Source organism: Branchiibius sp. NY16-3462-2 (assembly GCF_001594145.1).
In the GTDB taxonomy this organism is placed as follows: domain Bacteria; phylum Actinomycetota; class Actinomycetes; order Actinomycetales; family Dermatophilaceae; genus Branchiibius.
This window is the reverse complement of record NZ_LVCF01000044.1, coordinates 13,419-29,346: the sequence shown is the minus strand read 5'-3', so window position 1 is coordinate 29,346 and position 15,928 is coordinate 13,419. Positions and strand designations below refer to the sequence as shown.

General features: G+C 66.5%; 13 protein-coding genes and 1 other RNA gene. 7 read left to right on the top strand and 7 right to left on the bottom strand.

The annotated features are described in order from the left end of the window. Positions 1-227 precede the first annotated feature (227 nt). The 4 genes from AZH51_RS17210 to ssrA all read left to right on the top strand — a co-directional run bounded on the left by AZH51_RS17210 (position 228) and on the right by ssrA (position 5,254). The gene (locus tag AZH51_RS17210) at positions 228-2,084 is read left to right on the top strand and encodes a DUF2207 domain-containing protein (protein WP_291526087.1); all 1,857 of its coding nucleotides are present in this window, start codon (positions 228-230) and stop codon (positions 2,082-2,084) included. A 44-nt stretch (positions 2,085-2,128) separates the two neighbouring features. Continuing rightward, positions 2,129-3,505 carry an FAD-binding oxidoreductase gene (locus tag AZH51_RS17205; RefSeq protein WP_291526086.1) on the top strand — a complete coding sequence of 459 codons (1,377 nt, stop codon included), beginning with the start codon at positions 2,129-2,131 and terminating at the stop codon, positions 3,503-3,505. Next, positions 3,502-4,800 carry a cyclopropane-fatty-acyl-phospholipid synthase family protein gene (locus tag AZH51_RS17200; protein ID WP_291526085.1) on the top strand — a complete coding sequence of 433 codons (1,299 nt, stop codon included), beginning with the start codon at positions 3,502-3,504 and terminating at the stop codon, positions 4,798-4,800. Before AZH51_RS17205 ends, AZH51_RS17200 begins: the two co-directional genes overlap by 4 nt. 86 nt (positions 4,801-4,886) lie before the next feature. Continuing rightward, positions 4,887-5,254, top strand: a transfer-messenger RNA (tmRNA) gene (gene ssrA / locus AZH51_RS17195). A 29-nt stretch (positions 5,255-5,283) separates the two neighbouring features. On the opposite strand, the gene AZH51_RS17190 is transcribed toward ssrA, so the two are convergent. Then, positions 5,284-5,913, bottom strand: a complete 630-nt coding sequence (locus AZH51_RS17190) for an SIMPL domain-containing protein (protein ID WP_291526084.1) — start codon at positions 5,911-5,913, stop codon at positions 5,284-5,286. Between the two features lie 59 nt (positions 5,914-5,972). Here AZH51_RS17190 and AZH51_RS17185 point away from each other — a divergent pair, with 59 nt between their 5' ends. After that, positions 5,973-7,373, top strand: coding sequence for an NAD-dependent malic enzyme (locus AZH51_RS17185; protein ID WP_291526083.1), 1,401 nt, complete (start codon positions 5,973-5,975; stop codon positions 7,371-7,373). A 194-nt stretch (positions 7,374-7,567) separates the two neighbouring features. Next, positions 7,568-9,706 carry a DEAD/DEAH box helicase gene (locus AZH51_RS17180; RefSeq protein ID WP_291526082.1) on the top strand — a complete coding sequence of 713 codons (2,139 nt, stop codon included), beginning with the start codon at positions 7,568-7,570 and terminating at the stop codon, positions 9,704-9,706. 79 nt (positions 9,707-9,785) lie between these two features. On the opposite strand, the gene AZH51_RS17175 is transcribed toward AZH51_RS17180, so the two are convergent. Further along, entirely contained in the window at positions 9,786-10,412 is a 627-nt protein-coding gene (locus tag AZH51_RS17175; RefSeq protein ID WP_291526081.1) for a YqgE/AlgH family protein, read from the bottom strand. 38 nt (positions 10,413-10,450) lie between these two features. On the opposite strand from AZH51_RS17175, the gene AZH51_RS17170 reads away from it, so the two are divergent. Further along, positions 10,451-10,774: a DUF3039 domain-containing protein gene (locus AZH51_RS17170; RefSeq protein ID WP_291526080.1), complete on the top strand. Its 324-nt coding sequence runs from the start codon at positions 10,451-10,453 to the stop codon at positions 10,772-10,774. Here the strand turns inward: AZH51_RS17170 and AZH51_RS17165 are convergent. Genes AZH51_RS17165 through AZH51_RS17145 form a run of 5 tightly spaced genes read right to left on the bottom strand, consistent with a single transcriptional unit; the run spans position 10,756 to position 15,913 of the window. Then, positions 10,756-11,856, bottom strand: coding sequence for an ABC transporter ATP-binding protein (locus AZH51_RS17165; RefSeq protein ID WP_291526079.1), 1,101 nt, complete (start codon positions 11,854-11,856; stop codon positions 10,756-10,758). The two genes, AZH51_RS17170 and AZH51_RS17165, sit on opposite strands and share 19 nt — an antisense overlap. Next, the gene (locus tag AZH51_RS17160; protein ID WP_291526078.1) at positions 11,853-12,686 is read right to left on the bottom strand and encodes an ABC transporter permease; all 834 of its coding nucleotides are present in this window, start codon (positions 12,684-12,686) and stop codon (positions 11,853-11,855) included. The genes AZH51_RS17165 and AZH51_RS17160 overlap by 4 nt, the downstream gene beginning before the upstream one ends. Continuing rightward, the gene (locus AZH51_RS17155; protein WP_291526077.1) at positions 12,683-13,621 is read right to left on the bottom strand and encodes an ABC transporter permease subunit; all 939 of its coding nucleotides are present in this window, start codon (positions 13,619-13,621) and stop codon (positions 12,683-12,685) included. The genes AZH51_RS17160 and AZH51_RS17155 overlap by 4 nt, the downstream gene beginning before the upstream one ends. A gap of 1 nt (position 13,622) precedes the next feature. Continuing rightward, positions 13,623-14,786, bottom strand: coding sequence for an ABC transporter substrate-binding protein (locus AZH51_RS17150; RefSeq protein WP_291526076.1), 1,164 nt, complete (start codon positions 14,784-14,786; stop codon positions 13,623-13,625). Continuing rightward, entirely contained in the window at positions 14,783-15,913 is a 1,131-nt protein-coding gene (locus tag AZH51_RS17145; protein ID WP_291526088.1) for a TIGR03364 family FAD-dependent oxidoreductase, read from the bottom strand. The genes AZH51_RS17150 and AZH51_RS17145 overlap by 4 nt, the downstream gene beginning before the upstream one ends. Positions 15,914-15,928: the final 15 nt, after the last annotated feature.

The window sequence follows — 15,928 nt, the reverse complement described above, 5'->3', positions numbered from 1 at the left end:
GGATGGTGGTGGGGGTTTTGGTGACTTCGGTGGGTTCGGCGACTGACGAAGAGCGAGCGCGGAGTTGTCGATGAGGCGCTAGCCGAGTCGGCGGCGGACTCACAAAGAGCGAGCGCGGAGTTGTCGATGAGGCGCTGGCCGAGTCGGCGGCGCAGCGGCGAGGTTGAGGACTCGCCAGATTGATGTTTGGGGATTGAACCGAGGTAGCGGCCCACTAGGGTGAGGCCATGCGTGGGGTACGGATTCTGGCCGTCATCGGAATGCTGGCTGCATTGGTCTTCGGACCCGCCTCCATGGCGTCCGCGGCGACGGGTGAGCGAATCATCAGCTGGGTCAGCACCTACGACGTAAAGGCGGACGGCACCGCGCGGGTCACCGAGCAGCTGACCTGGCAGTTCGCGCCCGGTCAGGATGCGCACGGCATCAAGCGGTGGATCATCACGCGGCAGGGCTACGAACCGCAGCCGGACAAATACCGCAGCTACGACTTGGACGACGTGTCGGTGAGCAGCTCGACCGGTGCGCCGACGGAAGTGCAGCGCACGGAGTCCGGGGCGAACACCGTGCTGCGGATCGGTGACCCGAACACCACGGTCTCCGGCACGCAGAAGTACACGATCTCCTACACATTGCACGGCGTCGTGAACAAGCAGGACAACGGTACGACCGAGTTCTACTGGAACGTCACCGGCGCCCAAGTTTCAGTCCCGATCAACTCGGTGCGGGTGACGGTCGCGGGTCCGGCGGCCAGCACGAAGGCAGCCTGTTACTACGGTGCGGCGAAGAGCACTAACCAGTGCCAGGCCAGCGCCGGCGGCGATGCCACGTTCTCCGCATCGAACCTGGCCGCCTACCAAGAGGTTTCGGTGGTGAGCGCCATGCCCACTTCGGCCTTCACGAACACCGACCCGATCCTGCGGGACGGTTCGGCTGACCAGGACGACAGCAGCGGCCTGACCCCGGATCAGAAGGCGGCGCTGGCCAAGGTCGGTCTGGTCGGCGGTATCGCGCTGCCCGTCCTGGCCGCGGGCGGCATGGGAGCCCTGTTCTGGAAGCGCGGCCGTGACGAGCGGTACGCCGGCCTGACCCCGGGCCTGACGCCCACCGAGGGCGAGGGTCAGGTCGTGCGCGGCGGCAAGCAACCGATCGCGGTGCAGTTCAACCCCCCGGCCGGTGTGCGGGCAGGCTTGATGGGCACCCTCATCGACGAATCCGCGGACACGGTCGACGTGAGCGCCACCGTGGTCGACCTCGCGGCTCGCGGGTATCTGACCATGCGGGAGGTCGAACAGCGCGGCATGTTCGCGGCCGGCGACTGGGAGTTGACGGCGACGCGCAGCGAGGAGACCGAGCCGCTGCTGCAGTACGAACAGGTGGTGCTGCGTGGGTTGTTCAGCCGTGGATCGCCGATCCAGTTGTCCCAGTTGAAGAACCACTTCGCGAGCACCCTGGCCAGCGCCAAGAGTGAGATGTACGCCGAGACGATCCACCGGGGTTGGTTCCGGCAGAACCCTGCGGCGGTCCGATCACGCTGGCAGATGCTGGGCGCGTTGCTCATCGGTGCCGCGATCGCCTCGTTCGTCTTCCTCGCCAACCTGGCGATGGCAGCCATCGGCCTGCCGATCGGTCTGGTGATCGCCGGCCTGATCGTGATGTTCATGGGCCGCCGGATGGCATCACGTACGGCGCTCGGCAGCGCGATAACCCAGCAGTCCCTGGGCTTCAAGCAGTACCTGGAAACGGCAGAGGCGGGTCAGATCAAATTCGAGGAAGCCTCGCAGATCTTCAGCAAGTATCTGCCGTACGCCGTGGTCTTCGGTATTGCCGAGCGGTGGTCGAAAGTATTCGGCCAGGTCGCGGAAGCGGCTGCGGCACAAGGCCGTCCGATCATCATGCCCATGTGGTACATCCCGATCAACCCTGGCTTCAGCGGGTTTGAGAGTATCGGAAGTGGCGTCGACGCATTCGGTACGGTCTCGGCCGGAACCTTCGTGAGCACCCCCGGTTCGTCCGGTGGCAGCGGCTTCGGCGGCGGCGGCTTCGCCGGTGGAGGTATGGGCGGCGGCGGCGCCAGCAGCTGGTAGGTAGAGTAGCTATATAAATGGCTTAGCGGGCAGAGGAGATCACCATGATCGGACAACAAGCTCACCTCGCGGCCGTGCAGCGGGTGCGCGATCAGTTGGCCACCCTGCCTCATGATCAGCCGGTCCGGTTGGCCAAGAAGACTTCCAACCTGTTCCGCAACCGCGAACGCATCAGCAGCCCCGGTCTGGATGTCACGGACCTGAACCACGTCATCTCGATCGATCCGGAGGCGCTGACCGCCGACGTCCAGGGGATGACGACGTATGAGGATCTCGTCGCCGAGACACTGGCCTTCGGGCTGATGCCGTACGTCGTGCCGCAACTGCGCACGATCACTCTCGGCGGCGCGGTCACGGGTCTGGGTATCGAATCCTCCAGCTTCCGGATGGGCCTGCCGCACGAGTCGGTGACCGAGTTGGACATCCTGACCGGTGCCGGCGAGATCCTGCACGTCACTCCCGACGGTGAGCACGCCGATCTCTTCCGCGCGTTCCCGAATTCCTACGGCTCGCTGGGCTATTCGGTCCGCCTGCGGATCAAGCTCATGCCAGTGAAGCCGTTCGTGCGACTGCAGCACCTGCGGTACGACGATCTGGACTCGTGTATCGCCGCGACGGACCAGATCGTGCGCAGCGGCGAGCACGACGGCCGGACGGTCGACTTCCTGGACGGGGTCGTGTTCTCCCGGCACGAGGCCTACCTGGTGGTCGCCACGTTCGCCGACCACGCGCCGTACGTCAGCGATTACACCGGGCAGCAGATCTACTACCGCTCGATCCAGCAGCGCAGCGATGACTACCTCACGGTCAAGGACTACATCTGGCGCTGGGACACCGACTGGTTCTGGTGCAATGGCGCCCTCGGGCTCGGTCGGCCGATGGTCCGCAGGCTGTGGCCGGATCGCTACAAACGCAGCGACGTCTACAGCAAGATCATCCGCTTCGAGACGACCCACGAGGTCAAGGCACGCATCGACCAGTGGCGGGGCAAACCGGCGCGCGAGCGGGTCATCCAAGACGTGGAGTTGCCGATCGGACGGACCGCGGAATTCCTGCACTGGTTCACCCAGAATGTGCCGATCAGCCCGGTGTGGCTGTGCCCCATGCGTCTTGCAGATCACACCGCCCCGGGCCAACCCTGGCCGCTGTACCCGATGCGGACCGGGGAAACGTATGTCAATGTTGGGTTTTGGGCAACGGTGCCCATTGAAGACGGCGCGCAGGACGGCGACGTCAACCGGCGCATCGAGCGCGCGGTCGGAAAGTTCGACGGGCACAAATCGCTCTACAGCGACGCGTATTACGACGAAGACACCTTCTGGCAGCTCTACGGCGGCGAGACCTACCAAGCGATCAAGAAGCGGTACGACCCCTCGGGCCGGTTGCCGGACCTCTACACGAAGGCGGTGTTGCGCAAATGAGCATGACGCGAAGCAACGGAACGATGACGATCGGCGATGTCGTCACCAAACTGATCGGTGAGGACGCCCCGTTCAGCGTCACCGCCTACGACGGTTCGGTCGGCGGAAACGCAGACGCGCCGTACGCCGTGCACGTCGAGAACGAGCGGGGTATCCGCTACCTGATCACCCACCCCGGCGAGTTGGGGCTCGCGCGAGCCTACGTCAGCGGTGACCTGACGTTGTCCGGCGTCGATCTGGGCGACCCCTACGACTTCCTGAACATCTTCTGGAGTGGGTTCGAGCCGAAAACGCCACCGCTGCGGGAGATTCCGGCGATGCTGTCCGCGGTCGGCCTGGGCGCGCTGAAGCCGCCGCCCCCGCCGCCGCAGGAGGCGCCGTCGCAGTGGCGTCGTGCGGTCGAAGGTCTGCGGCACTCGCGCAAGCGGGACTCCGAGGCGATCCAGCACCACTACGACGTGAGCAACGAGTTCTACGAGATGGTCCTCGGGGACTCGATGACCTACACCTGTGCCTGCTACCCGTATGACGGCGCGACGCTGGAGGAAGCCCAGTTCCACAAGTACGACCTGGTATGCAAGAAGCTCGGCCTGGAGCCGGGAATGCGCTTGCTGGACATCGGCTGCGGCTGGGGTGGCATGGTTCGCCACGCGGTCGAGCACTACGGCGTCACGGCGCTCGGGGTGACGTTGTCGCGCGAGCAGGCGACCTGGGGCGAACAGAAGATCAAGGAACTCGGTCTCGATGACCGGGCCGAGATCCGCTACAGCGACTACCGCGACGTCACCGAGACCGGATTCGATGCCCTCAGCTCGATCGGGCTGACCGAACACATCGGCGTCCGGAACTACCCGGCGTACTTCCGGTTCGGGATGACGCACCTGCGCGACGGCGGGCGGATGCTGAACCACAGCATCACCCGTCCCGACAACAAGGCGCCGTCCCTGACCAAGGGCGGATTCATCGACCGTTACGTCTTCCCGGACGGCGAGATCACCGGTGTCGGGACGATCGTCAGTGCGATGCAGGACGAGGGTTTCGAGATCCGGCACGTCGAGGATCTGCGTGAGCACTATGCGCGCACCTGCCGGGCCTGGTGCCGCAACCTCTCGGACAACTGGGACGCCTGCGTTGCCGAGGCCGGCGAGCCTACCGCCAAGATCTGGGGTCTCTACCTAGCCGGATCCTCCCTGTCGTTCGAGACGAACCGGATCCAGCTGCACCAGGTCCTCGGGGTCAAGGTCCCGCAATCCGGCGATGCCTCCTACCCGTTGCGTCCCAGCTTCGGGGTCTGAGGACCCGCCGCTGGGAAATAACCGGTTGCGGCCGGGCGTTAGGATCAACGAGCCAACTGAATAGTGTGACGCGCCTGCTTCATCATGGGGGTGATCGGTTTCGACGTTGATCGCCGTCGCAGGGGAAGCGGGTCGAGGATGCACGCTTATCTCGTTAACGATGCGTGCAAAACCAATAGGTGCCAACTCCAAGCGCACCGACTTCGCCCTCGCCGCCTGAGCGAGCCTCGAAGTCCGTCAGCCTGAGGTAGTTTCCGACTCAGTGCCTGGCGTCAGCTAGGAAACTTGCTGCACCGTCTCGTCGGGGGACGGTGTGGGACTCTTACCCGACTGGGCCTGTCACAGAACGTGTGCGCGCGAGCTGCGGGGCCGAGAAAATCCATAGCGCACTGCACCCGGAGAAGTCCTGTCTCGCCGTTAGCGGACGCGGGTTCGATTCCCGCCACCTCCACTTCGCGCAGGCGCGTCACACCAGTTGCTCTGTCAGGTGAGTTGGTAGACCACCACGATTGTCGCCGTCACCGTGAACTCGCCACCCTCGATCATCGGGCCGCCCGCGTCCGCAGACATCATGCGCATCGCCTTGGGCTGCAATGGAATCGGTCCATTTGCGGGTGAGGTGTCAATGGCCAGGACCGGGCCCAGTTGGCGTCCCGCCCGTCGGGCCAACTCGGTTGCCTGAGTGCGGGCATCGTCGAACGCGTCGCGCTGTGCTCGCGTCCGCAGCGGGTCGGTATCACTGACGGCCAGGCTGACCGACTCCACCCGCAAGTCGTCGCCAGCGGCGTCGGCTGCAGCAGCGATGACCTCACCCGAGGCATCCAGAGCGGTGCGGACCGCGAACCGGTGCCGCGCGACGTACCCGCTGGGGACGTTCTTCTCCGGGTCCCAGCCGCGGTCCAGGGACAGGCCCGCAGTCTGCACGTCGTGATCGGCTACATCGGCTGCCTTGATGGCGGCCACCAGGCGATGCGCCGCGGCCGCTGCAGCGTCGAGCGCGGCGGGGGCGCTGCTGGCGCTGTGTTCCACGCCCAGTCGCAGTTCGACCCGGTCCGGTGTGGCTCCGCTGGTGGCGGTTCCGGTCACGCGCAGTGTTGCGGCCTCTGTCGTCATGACCGCAGCGTGGCACATGGATTCTGGTCTACGCAGCAGTAGGGGTCACAATGAAGTACGTGACTGTGCAGCCGTCCGTGTCGAACTCCGTGACCATTCGCCTCTCCCTGCCGGCCCGCCCCACTGCGGTGAGCGAGTTGACCAGCACGGTCGATGAGGCCGGGGGACTGGTCACCGGTCTGGACGTCACGTCCTCGGAGACCAATCGGATGGCGGTCGACGTCACGATCGCGGCCCGCGACCCGCAGCACGCCGACCACATCGTGGGGATGATCGCCGACATCGACGGCGTCGAGATCGGCAAGGTCAGCGACCGGACGTTCCTGGCCCACCTGGGTGGCAAGCTGTCCATCGAGTCGAAGGTGCCGATCCGTAACCGCGACGACCTGTCGCTGGTCTACACCCCGGGTGTGGCGCGGGTCTGCATGGATATCGCCCAGAACCCGGAGAACGCGCGCCGGCTGACCATCAAACGCAACACCGTGGCGGTGGTGACTGACGGTACGGCGGTCCTCGGCCTGGGCGACATCGGCCCGTTGGCAGCCATGCCGGTCATGGAGGGAAAGGCCGCGCTGTTCAAGCGCTTCGCGGACATCGACGCGTTCCCGATCTGCCTGGACACCAAGGACCCCGACGAGCTCGTGCGCACGGTGAAGGCGCTTGCCCCGGTGTTCGCCGGCATCAACCTCGAGGACATCTCCGCGCCGCGCTGCTTCGAGATCGAGCACCGCCTGCGCAAGGAACTGGATATCCCGGTGTTCCACGACGACCAGCACGGCACTGCTGTCGTTGTCCTGGCTGCGTTGACCAACGCGCTGAAGGTCGTCGACAAGAAGCTCGCCGATGTGCGCATCGTGCAGTGCGGGGCTGGTGCGGCCGGTACGGCGATCACCCGGTTGCTGCTGCACGCGGGTGCCCGGGACGTCGTCGTGGCGGACATCCACGGCGTCGTCAGCACCGATCGACCCGACATCGTCGCGGGGGAGAACCCTTCGCTGGCCGCTCTGGCTCGCGACACCAACCCGCGCGGTGTGAGCGGCACCTTGCAAGAAGCGTTGGTGGGTGCCGATGTCTTCGTCGGTGCCTCTGGCCCGAACATCCTTACCGGACAGGACATTTCGACGATGGGCCACGATGCCATCGTGTTCGCGTTGGCCAACCCGGTCCCGGAGGTGGCGCCCGACGAAGCGGCCCAGTACGCGGCGGTGGTGGCGACCGGTCGCAGTGACTTCGCCAACCAGATCAACAACGTCCTGGTCTTCCCGGGCATCTTCCGCGGCCTGCTCGACGCGGCGGCTCGCAAGGTCACCGACGACCTGCTGCAGGCCGCCGCGATCGCGCTCGCGGGTGTGGTCCCGGACGACCAGTTGAACCCGACCTACATCATTCCCAGTGTCTTCCACCCCGACCTGAGCAAGATCGTGGCAGCGGCAGTCAGCCGCGCCGCCAGGGGGCAGTGAGCGCACTCACGTCGCACGTGGTCATGAGCACCACCTGTCACCCGGTACGATAGTGACATCCGATCTTGCGTTCTTGAGGTCAGTCTTCTACGCCGGGCACTAACCCGGACGTTGTGTGAGCGCTGAGATCCGGCGGCCTGTCACCCGGACAGGACGAACCGCCCGCCAGTTGCCACCTGTGAAGGAACGCACCCATGTCACATCATTCAACGACGCCTGCCGCCAAATCGGCTGGCAAGAAGCCGCGTTGGACCCGCGAGCAGAAGCTCGCCGCCCAGAAGGGCAAGTCCAACGCCTCCACCAAGAGCCGCCCCGAGCGCGAGAACCGTTCGCGCCGCGACGGTTTCGACTCCTCTCGTTCTGATTCGCGTCGCTCTGACGCGCGTCCGCAGCGCTCCGGCGAGCGTCGGTACGACGACCGTCGGGACAACCGTTCCTACGGGGACCGTCGTGACGACCGTTCGTACGGCGACCGTCCGCAGCGCAGCAATGACCGTCGCGAGAACCGTTCGTACGGCGAGCGTCGTGACGACCGTTCCTATGGGGACCGTCGTGACGACCGTTCCTATGGGGACCGTCGGGACAACCGGTCCTACGGGGACCGTCGTGACGACCGTTCGTACGGCGAGCGTCGGGACAACCGTTCGTACGGCGACCGTCGGGACAACCGGTCCTACGGCGACCGTCGTAACGACCGCTTCTCTGGCGACCGCCGTGAGAACCGTTCCTACGGGGACCGTCCGCAGCGCAGCGATGACCGGCGTTACGACAACCGTCGTGACGAGCGTTCCTCGTACGGCGAGCGCCGCGACAATAACCGTCGTTACGACGACCGTCGGGACAACCGCCGCGACGACCGCGCAGACGACCGCCGCGAAAGCCGCACCTACGGCGAGCGTTCCGAGCGCCGTACCTTCTCCCGCCCCCAGCAGACCACCACTACCCGCGCCGCCGCAGCACGCATTCAGGAACCGATCGACATGTCAGACAACGGATTCGCCGCCCTCGGATTGCCCGAGGTTCTCGTCGAGCGCCTCGCTCGCGACGGCATCACGCAGCCCTTCCCGATCCAGCAGGCGGCCATCCCGGACGCCCTCGCCGGCCGGGACGTCCTGGGCCGCGGTCGCACCGGTTCCGGTAAAACGCTGGCCTTCGGCCTGCCGACCCTGACCCGGTTGATGGGTTCCAAGGCGCGGCCGCACCAGCCGCGTGCGATCGTCCTCGTGCCGACCCGCGAGTTGGCCATGCAGGTCAGCGACGCGCTGCAGCCGCTGGTGCACGTGGCCGGTCTGCACCACAAGCTGGTCGCCGGTGGCATGCCCTACGAGCCGCAGCTGAGCGCCCTGGCGCGCGGTGTCGACCTGTTGATCGCGACGCCCGGCCGCTTGAGCGACCTGATCGCCCGTGGTGCTGCCGACCTGTCCGCGGTGCAGATCGCCATCCTGGACGAGGCCGACCACATGGCCGAGATGGGCTTTCTCGAGGCCATCACCGAGATCCTGGACCTGGTGCCCGAAGGGGGCCAGCGTCTGCTGTTCTCGGCGACCCTCGACCGCGGGATCGACACCGTTGTCGACCGCTACCTGACCGACCCGGTCACGCACTCCACCGACGACGGCACCGCATCGGTGACCACGATGGAGCACCACGCGCTGTTGATCGAGCCGCGTGACAAGAAGATCGTCACCGCCGAGGTCGCCAACCGCACCGGTCGCACCGTGGTCTTCGTGCGCACCAAGCTCGGTGCCGACCGCGTCGCGACCGAACTGCGTGAGCAGGGCATCGTGGCCGCCGCACTGCACGGTGGTCTGAACCAGGGCCAGCGCAACAAGGTGCTCAGCGCGTTCAAGGACGGCCGCATCCCGGTGCTGGTCGCAACGGACGTTGCCGCTCGCGGTATCCACGTGGACGACGTGAGCCTTGTCCTGCAGATCGACCCGCCGGCCGACCACAAGGACTACCTGCACCGCGCCGGGCGCACCGCCCGCGCCGGTGAGGCCGGCACCGTGGTGACCCTGGCTCTGCCGCACCAGCGCAAGGGTGTGCAGCGCCTGCTCGACGAGGCCGGTGTCGGCATCCAGTTGACCAAGGCCCGTCCGGGCGATGACATCATCGCCGCTGCCGGTGGCAGCCGTCCCTCGGGCGACTTCGTCAGCCAGTCCACGCTGGAAGACCTGTTGACCCCTCCCGGACAGCGCGACCGTGGACACCGTGGTGGCCCGCGTGGCTACCGGGGCGGCCCTCGTCGGCCCGGCCAGGGTCGTGGCGAGTACCGCGGCGACCGTCGCGGCGGTCGTTCCGAGCGCGGCTACAGCCGCGCCGGTCGCGACTGAGCAGTCGTCTGGAGCAGACAGAGGCAGTGGCCGACCTGATCACTCAGGTCGGCCACTGCCTTCTGTGCAGACTGGTTGGTCAGTTCAGCCCCGGGTCGCCCGGAAAACTGGACACAAAGGCAATCGTGTTGCGTTGACGCCGGGCCACACAGGACCACAACTCATGCGGACGGGTGGTGAAGGCGTCGTCGGTGTGGGCGTCCACGACGTACCACGCGCCAGCGGCGATCTCGTCCTCCAGCTGATCAGGCTCCCACCCGGCGTACCCCGCAAAAATCCGCAACGCGCCGACCTCGGGCATGACCACGGCGGGAGGGGCGTCCAGGTCGACCAGGGCGACATCGCCGAAAAGCCTTTTGATACCGATGGATTCATCATCCCCGGGGATTGCCACCAGGCCCAGAGCCGTGTCCAGTGACACCGGTCCGCCCTGGAAGATCGTGTCCGGCGCCGTGACGTGGTCCTGCCAGCCGGGCAGCACCGCATCGACCTCGGCCGCCAGTGGACGGTTCAGGATCAGGCCGTGCGCGCCCTCATGGTCATGGTGCAGGACCAACACCACCGAACGTTCGAAGACGTTGTCCTCGTCGACTTCGGTGATCTGATCGACGTGGAGCAGCCCGTCGTCCCCAGCGCCCACGGCCGGCAACTGCTCGTGCCGCACCCGCGGTACGGCGATCAGAAGCCTGCCGGTCAACGCATCCACACCTCATTATGCGACGCCGCAGCGCCTATTCTTGACCTATGAGCACTCCGCTTGACCAGCCCACCGCGCCGGGCGCACCAGACACCGAACCGCAGGCCGCGCCGGCCGGCCCGCGCACCACCACCAGCGTGCTGGAGCGCGAGGAGGTCGAGGAGCAAACCTGGGAACCGGGCGATCACGAGCGCTTCGCGCACTACGTGCGCAAGGAGAAGATCCTGGAGTCGGCGCTGTCGGGTGAGGCCGTGACCGCGCTGTGCGGCAAGAAGTGGATCCCGAACCGTGACCCGGAGAAGTTCCCGATCTGCCCGACCTGCAAGGAGATCTACGAAGGTCTGCGGGCGCCTCAGGACGGCGAGGACTGAGCTTCTAGAGGCTGGGCTGGCGCTACCAGCGCCGGACCGTCCGGCAGGCTGACCGAGCACCGGGCGCCGGGCGGGTACGACGAGGCGACCTCCGAGGGCACGTCCGCCAGTGCGGATTCCTCCCCGCGCCGCAACTGCAGACGCGTGGTGGCGCCGCGGAAGGTCGCGACGAAGACCTCCCATGGTCCCGCCTGGTCCGGCCGGATCCGCATCGCCTCCGGTCGCACCAGTACCTCCACGGGCGTCCCTGCTCCGCCCGGGGCTGCGCCACGGATCGGCAGGGTCTGGTCACCGAACCGTACGGACCCTTGATCGACCATGATCGCTTCGAGGCGGTTCATCGTGCCCACGAAGGTCGCGACGAAGGCCGTCGCCGGCTCGTCATAGAGCCGCTGCGGGGCGGCGATCTGCTCCAGGCGTCCCGCGCGCATCACGCCCACCTGATCGGCCATCGACAGTGCCTCCTCCTGGTCGTGGGTGACGAAGAGCGTCGTGACACCCAACTCGACCTGCAACCGGCGGATCTCATCACGGAGTTGCTCTCGGACTTTCGCGTCCAGTGCGGACAACGGCTCATCCAGCAGCAGCACCCGCGGCTGGATAGCCAGGGCCCGCGCGAGGGCCACTCGTTGTTGCTGGCCACCGGACAGCTGGTGCGGGTACTTGTCGACATGCTCAGAAAGGCCCACGAGATCGAGCAGCTCGGTTGCGCGTGCGGAGCGTTTGCCCGAGTCGTGGCGGCGCATCCGTAGGCCGAAACCCACGTTGTCGCGCGCGGTCATCGTGGGGAACAGGCTGTAAGCCTGGAAGACCATGCCCATATCCCGCTGGTTCGGCGGCAGGCCGCGCACGTCGCGCCCGCCGACACTGATGGTGCCGGCGTCGGGGGCGTCGAACCCGGCCAGCAACCGCAGGGCCGTGGTCTTCCCGCACCCCGACGGCCCCAGGAGGGCCAGCAACTGGCCACCGGGGATGTGCAGGTTCAGACCGTCAAGAGCAACCGTGCCAGGGAACACCCGACGTACGTCGCGAAAGTCGACGTCGACGCCAGCCTGCCCATCAGCAACTGGTAACGCGCTCATGTTTGGGAGCCCTTCTGTCGGCTGGAGGTCACGACGGAGAACCCGATCAGGAGGAGCCAGGTGAAGCCCAGGCTGATCAGCGACAACGCGGTCGTGAGGCGGCCGTCGGTGTTGTTGAACTGCAGCAGCCAGACCGTGAACGGCTGGTACTGAAGGATGCTGGCCACGGTGAACTCGCCGAAGGCCAATGCGAAGACAAGCAACGCGGCGGTGACGACGCTGCTGCGCAGCGTGGGCAGGGCGACCCGCCACAGGACCGACCACCAACTGGCGCCAAGACCCTGGGCGGCCTCGACGTACGTCGTCAGGGGTACGGCGCGGATGCCGGCGTCCAGCGCCCGGTAGGTGAACGGCAGTGCCAACACGAAGTACAGCAGCGGCAGGATGAACGGCGGATGGCTGTTGAGCAGTTGGTTGGTCACCTGCCACCGCACGCTGCTGGTGTCCGTGGTGTTCCCCCAGGCGATCACCTTGCCGACCCCGACGACCAGCACGATCGGCGGCACGACCAGCGGCAGCAGGCACAAGACCTCGACGATCGGACGCATACCCGGCAGCCGCAGGTGCAGCAGGAGCATAGTCGGCACCATGATGAACAAGGTGAGCAGCACGGCCACCACGGAAATCTGCAGGGACAACACAACAGCGTCGACGAGGCCTGGTGCTGAGGGGATTTCGGTGTAGGCGCCGAAGTCGACCCCGTGCGTGTTCTCGATGGAGAACCAGAACGCTGCGGCGAGCGGGCCGATGAAATAGACCGCTGCGATCAGCAGGACCAGCCACCGACCCCACGGCAGGGACCGGACGCGCCCGGACGTGACGGCGGTCATTGCAACCACCGCGCGGTGCGCCGCTGCAGGAACAGGTACAGGGCAGTCAGCGGCACGATCAGCACCATCAGGTCGAGAGCAAGCGCCGCGCCCACATTGGCCTGGTCGGCCAGGACGTTCCCGGACAGCACCGCGGCGATCTGGAGCGGTGTCAGCGCCAGGGTGCCGTTGGTGAGGGCCGCCGCGGTCGCGTAGGCGGAGATGGCACTGCAGAAGAGAAGAGCGAGTGCGCCGAGGAAGCTGGGCAGCAGGACGGGGGTCGCCACGTGGCGCCAATACTGCCAGCGGTTGGCGCCCAGGTTGAGCGCCGCCTCCCGCCATTGCGGACGCAGGCCTTCCAGGCTCGGAATGATGACCAACACCATGAGTGGGACCAGGAAGTAGAGGTAGACCACGACGACGCCGCTGATGCCGTAGAGGTTGAAACCCATATCCGACAGGGAGATTCCCAGATGGTCATCGAGCAGCTTCGTGACGACGCCAGCGTTGCCGATGGCTGCGACGAACAAGAAGGCCAGGGGCAGACCACCGAAGTTGGTGAGCACCGCTGCCGCGGTGGCGCTGAGTTCCTTGAGGATCCGGCTGCGGCTGCTCACGATCGCCTGCGCCAGGAAGAGGCCGAGGATGCCCGCGAGGATGGCGTCGATCAAGGACACCTTGACGCTGTTGATCAAGCCGGTCCGGTAGGCGCCCTGCAGCGAGGTGGACACGTTGTCCATCGTGAAGCCGCTGCCGGAGGCGGGTTGGAAGGCTGTATAGAGCAGGATCAGCGTCGGCAGGATGAAGAAGACCGTCATCAGCAGGAAGAACGGCAGCATTCCCCACGCAGCGTGCACCCGGACGCGTCTGCGCGGCGGGGGCCCCGCGGCCGCACCGGCGCCGGACGTAGTGTCCGAGACGCTCGGCGCGGCCACGGTGATGTCGGAGTCAGCCACGTCAGCTGACTGCCGCCGACCAGTTCTGGGTCAACGTGGCCTTGGCCTTGGTGACCTGGTCCTGGGTCGGGAACACCGGATCGCCACTGACCGGAGGCAGTTTGGCGGCCGCTTCCTTGTCGATGGTGCCGGCCTTTTCCATCGCCGCCATGGCGGCGGGGCGGGCGAAGCCCTGAAGGAAGCCGTTCTGCCCCTCGACGCTGAACAAGTACTCCTGCCACAGGCGCGCGGCCGCGGGGTGCGGTGCGTAGACACTGATGGCCTGCGCGTAGTAGCCGGGGAGTTTGCCGTCGGAGGGCACGACCGTCTTGAAGGTACTGACCTTCTCAGCCTTGGCAGCGTTCAGGTAGTCCCAGTCGAGCACGATCGGGGTCTCGCCACTCTGGATCGTTGCGGCGGTCGCCTGCACCGGGACATAAATGCCGTCCTTCTTCAGCTTGCCGAAGAAGTCGATACCCGGCTGGATGTTGTCAAAGGAACCGCCCTTGGCCAGTGCGGAGGCCCATACCGCGTTGAAGGCGGCGTTGGCCTTGGTCGGGTCACCGTTGAGAGCGACCTTGTTCTTGTACTCCGGCTTGTCCAGGTCAGCCAGCGTCGTGGGGCAGTTGCTGACCTTCGCGGTGTCACAACCGATCGAGACGTAGCCGCCGTAGTCGTTGACCCAGTTGCCGTTGGCGTCCTTGAGGCTGTCCGGGATGTCGTTCCAGGTCGCGACCTTATAGGGGGCGAAGAGGCCTTCGCTGGTGCCGCTGAGTGCGAAAGCCTGCCCGACGTCGACCGTGTCGGGGGCTGTGGCCTGGCTCTTCAGGGTCTTGATGGCGGTGATCTCGTCCGCGCTGGAGCCATCTGGGTTGGCGTCGGTGATCTTGATGCCGTACTTCTTGGTGAAGTTGTCCATCAGCATGCCGTAGTTGGCCCAGTCGCGCGGCAGCGTGATCACGTTCAGCTGGCCCTCGGCCTTCGCGGCCTTGACCAGTGCGTCCATGCCGCCGAGGTCGTCGGCAGAGGTGGCTTTGGCTGCTGAGACACCCGAGCTGCCCGTGCCGGCGGCCGAATCGCCGCCAGAGCCGGACGCCGAGGTGCTGGCGCAACCGCTCAGGGCCAGCGCGCAGAGGCTGATGGTGGCCGGCGCGGCCAGGATCCAAGAACGACGAGGGATGTTCATTGCGTACCTTCTGTGAGAGGGGTGCTGGCAAATGCCGGCGATAACTGGTCGACGACGTCCGCCGCCAGTCCGAATGAGGTGGTCATACCGATGCCCGATGTGACACTGACGACGTGAACACCGGGCGACGGTTCAGCAACGAGGAACGGATCGCTGGCTGACGCATAGACGCCCTGCCAGCGGTATCGCACATCAAAGTCACCAATATCGAGCAGATCCCGAATCTTGTTGACTATCAGGGCATCCCACGACTCCGCGGGGAAGACGTCCGGCACCTGGTCGTAGGAATGGGTGTCGCCGATGACCAGATCGCCGTCCGGGCGTTGGGTGAACATCAGGTTCAGCCCCGCGGTCGCCGCTTCCGGCTCCTCACGGGCGATGCGCGCCCGGACCTCGGCCAACCGGGGACTTACCCCGAAGCCGGCGTAGCGCAGCATGGAGTGGCCGGTGAGGACCGCCGGCCGGACGGTGATGTCACGGTGCGGCCGGATCTGCAGCATGTGCAGCGAACACCGCCGGACCGAGGCCGCGAGATCGGGGAAGAGGCGGTCGACGTCGTGGTTCACCGCAATCACGACGTCATGGGCAGCGATGGGCCCGCGACTGGTCTGCACCTGGCCGTCAGCTGCTGAGTGGACGGCGGTCGACCATTGGAACTGGACTCCCTGACCGGCAAGCCACCGGGCGATGGCAGGTACGGCGGCCCGCGGATCCACCCGCAGGTCCCCGGGGAGCAGCGCACCCCCGATCGTGGCTCGCACGGGTGCAAGCCGTTGCACCGCAGGGGGATCGAGCAGCTTGACGGCCTGCGCGCCACGTACGGCCGCCAGGTCTTGGAGGACCGCCCACTCGTCATCGTGGCGAGCTACCACCAGGGTGCCGGCCTCGCGAGCCCAGAAGCCGGCCGCGTGGGCGACGTCGAGCCAGTGCTGACGGCCGCGTTGTGCATAACGCAACGCGGCGCCGTCCTGGACCGTGATGCAGCAGTGACCGAAGTTGCGGATCGAGGCGCCCACGGCTCGGGCGTCGCGGTCGAGGACGACAACGCGTAGGCCCTTGCGGACCGCGTGGTACGCGTGCGCCAGGCCGACAATGCCCGCGCCCACCACGACCAGATCGGCTGTCATCACGCTGCCAGTCCG

Excerpts from the sequence above, each read along its gene's own strand:
- AZH51_RS17210 (WP_291526087.1), top strand. The coding sequence starts at position 228 with ATGCGTGGGGTACGGATTCTGGCCGTCATCGGAATGCTGGCTGCATTG.
- AZH51_RS17205 (WP_291526086.1), top strand. The coding sequence starts at position 2,129 with ATGATCGGACAACAAGCTCACCTCGCGGCCGTGCAGCGGGTGCGCGAT.
- AZH51_RS17200 (WP_291526085.1), top strand. The coding sequence starts at position 3,502 with ATGAGCATGACGCGAAGCAACGGAACGATGACGATCGGCGATGTCGTC.
- AZH51_RS17190 (WP_291526084.1), bottom strand. The coding sequence starts at position 5,913 with ATGACGACAGAGGCCGCAACACTGCGCGTGACCGGAACCGCCACCAGC.
- AZH51_RS17180 (WP_291526082.1), top strand. The coding sequence starts at position 7,568 with ATGTCACATCATTCAACGACGCCTGCCGCCAAATCGGCTGGCAAGAAG.
- AZH51_RS17170 (WP_291526080.1), top strand. The coding sequence starts at position 10,451 with ATGAGCACTCCGCTTGACCAGCCCACCGCGCCGGGCGCACCAGACACC.
- AZH51_RS17165 (WP_291526079.1), bottom strand. The coding sequence starts at position 11,856 with ATGAGCGCGTTACCAGTTGCTGATGGGCAGGCTGGCGTCGACGTCGAC.
- AZH51_RS17160 (WP_291526078.1), bottom strand. The coding sequence starts at position 12,686 with ATGACCGCCGTCACGTCCGGGCGCGTCCGGTCCCTGCCGTGGGGTCGG.
- AZH51_RS17150 (WP_291526076.1), bottom strand. The coding sequence starts at position 14,786 with ATGAACATCCCTCGTCGTTCTTGGATCCTGGCCGCGCCGGCCACCATC.
- AZH51_RS17145 (WP_291526088.1), bottom strand. The coding sequence starts at position 15,913 with ATGACAGCCGATCTGGTCGTGGTGGGCGCGGGCATTGTCGGCCTGGCG.